Source organism: Dietzia sp. UBA5065, assembly GCA_002415925.1.
In the GTDB taxonomy this organism is placed as follows: Bacteria; Actinomycetota; Actinomycetes; order Mycobacteriales; family Mycobacteriaceae; genus Dietzia.
In genome coordinates, this window is sequence record DIAZ01000034.1 from 1 (window position 1) to 1,897 (window position 1,897).

Consider the following 1,897-nt stretch of genomic DNA (forward strand, 5'->3'; position numbering starts at 1 on the left):
AGATGTGTATAAGAGACAGGCAGGGAGCGCGCGGCCGTCGGTTCGCCCACGCGCCCGCTCAGCTCCGCCAGCACGATGACCCGGCCGGCCTTCGTCACCACCAGTTGCGCGCGCGCTTCCGTCGCCGCCTCCGGCACCCGCCAACCCAGCATCAGGGTCGCGCTGCGTCCCGCCCGCGGCACCAGCAGATCCCCAAAGCTGGGAGTGCCGACCTCCGGCACGAGGGGGGTGAGCTGCACGTGGACGACGACGAAATCCGCCCCCGGAGTGAGGTCCAACTCAGCGTCGCTGACCATGATCCCGAGCAGGGTGTGCGTCTCCTGCGGACCGAGGAAGACGCCGACGCTGTTGTCGCCGCTTCGCAGCACGTTGTCCGGGACGGCCCCCGCCACCCCGATCGTGCACTGCAAGCGACGCGTTGTCGCTGCCGGCTCGTCCCCCCCGACCGTCGTCGGCTCGCTGGGCGGCGGCCCCTCGGCGCCGGATGCCTCGGGCTCTTCGGCGTCCATCGCGGGCGGTGGCCCGGCGTCGGCGGCCGCGGGCGGCTCGGCGTGCTGCCCCGGACGGCGTCGCGCCACGTGAGACGGGGGGACGAGGTGGTCAGCGTCCCCGGGCGATTCCCCAGGGTGAACGCCCGGAGGTGTGAGCGCCGCGGTGGGCGGCCTCCGCGGACCCGGTGGAAGCGGGGGCTGGGCTTTGGTGCCGGGGGTGCGATGAACCGGGGGCCAGGTCACCACGCGTCCATCGACACCAGCGGACAACTCGAGGACCGCAAGATCCCCGCCCATGATCTCGAACGGTTCAGTGAAGCGGCAGCGGTAGGGCGGCTTGAAGCCCGCATCGGTCAGGGTTTGAAGCAGCCAGGTCAGTTCGTGCGCCAGCTGGTCGTCCACCTGGCGGGCGAACTCCGCCCATGCTGATCGCGCGCGGTGCCGCGCCAACGGGGTAATCCGCATGGTGGCCTCGACTGCGTCCACGCCGTCGCCGAGTTGTCGGAACCAGACCGTTCCCTCCCCCGAGCGCAACGCCTCGGCCAAGGTCATACTCCGACACCTCCCGGCAGCGGGAAGCCCGGCGGTTCGGGGAGGTGGGGGTCGACGTAGGAACGGAGCCCCGCGTCCGCGGCGGCATACCCCCAGTTGACCAGGCCGTAAAGGGTCTCGTCGGGCAGCGCCTTGAGGCGGGTGGGGGTGTCACCAAGGCGCTTGGCCGCGGTCACCGGGACCGGAAGGGTCGAGGCAAAGGCGGGGAAGTCGGTGGGGTCGGTGGTCACGGCCCAAAATGCCCCCTTGAGATCGTTCGTGGTGCTCTTCAGGGCAGCCATCACCTGCCGCTTCCGCAGCCATCCCACCTCGGCCTGCAGCGTCAACAGCACGCGGTAGGTGCCGAGGATCCACCCGCGGTGCGGTCGCGGCTCTTCTTTGAACGGGCCGCCGGCGTCGGAGACGAAGATCGTCCCGCAGTTCTTCAGGACCGGCTCGATCCCGAGGTTGTCGTACACGCCCCCATCGGTGAGGGTGGCGTGCTTGCCGTCCACCAGGTTCAACACCACCGGGGAGAGGAAGGGCGGGAAGGCGGACGAGGCCGCGACCGCCTGGGCCAGCGGCAGGGTCGGGTTGGGGTAGTTGGCGGTCTTGTAGTCGCGCATGTAGGGACGCGAGAAGCGCCATCCGACACCGTTCGAGAGGTCGGTGGCCATGATGATGAACCGGGGGCCGGAGTTGTCGTCCGGGAGGGATTGCAGCGTTGCCCCGTGGTACAGCATCCGGTCGTAGACGCCCTCGACCTCATGGGCCACCCCACCGAAGAGCAGTCCCTTGAGCACGGCGGGCACGTCCAAGGTGTAGCGCCCCATGGCAAGGATCGGCTCGACCACGTGTTCAAGAAAGTCGATCGC

Annotated in this window: 1 protein-coding gene and 1 pseudogene; both read right to left on the reverse strand. The window is 69.8% G+C overall.

The window, feature by feature from the left end; genetic code table 11:
• Positions 1-1,043, reverse strand: a pseudogene (locus B4M60_RS02430) (hypothetical protein); the annotation flags it as partial.
• A partial coding sequence (locus tag B4M60_RS02435) for a patatin-like phospholipase family protein (RefSeq protein ID WP_291079952.1) occupies positions 1,040-1,897 on the reverse strand: 858 nt, incomplete at its 5' end. The gene B4M60_RS02435 and the pseudogene B4M60_RS02430, both read right to left, overlap by 4 nt.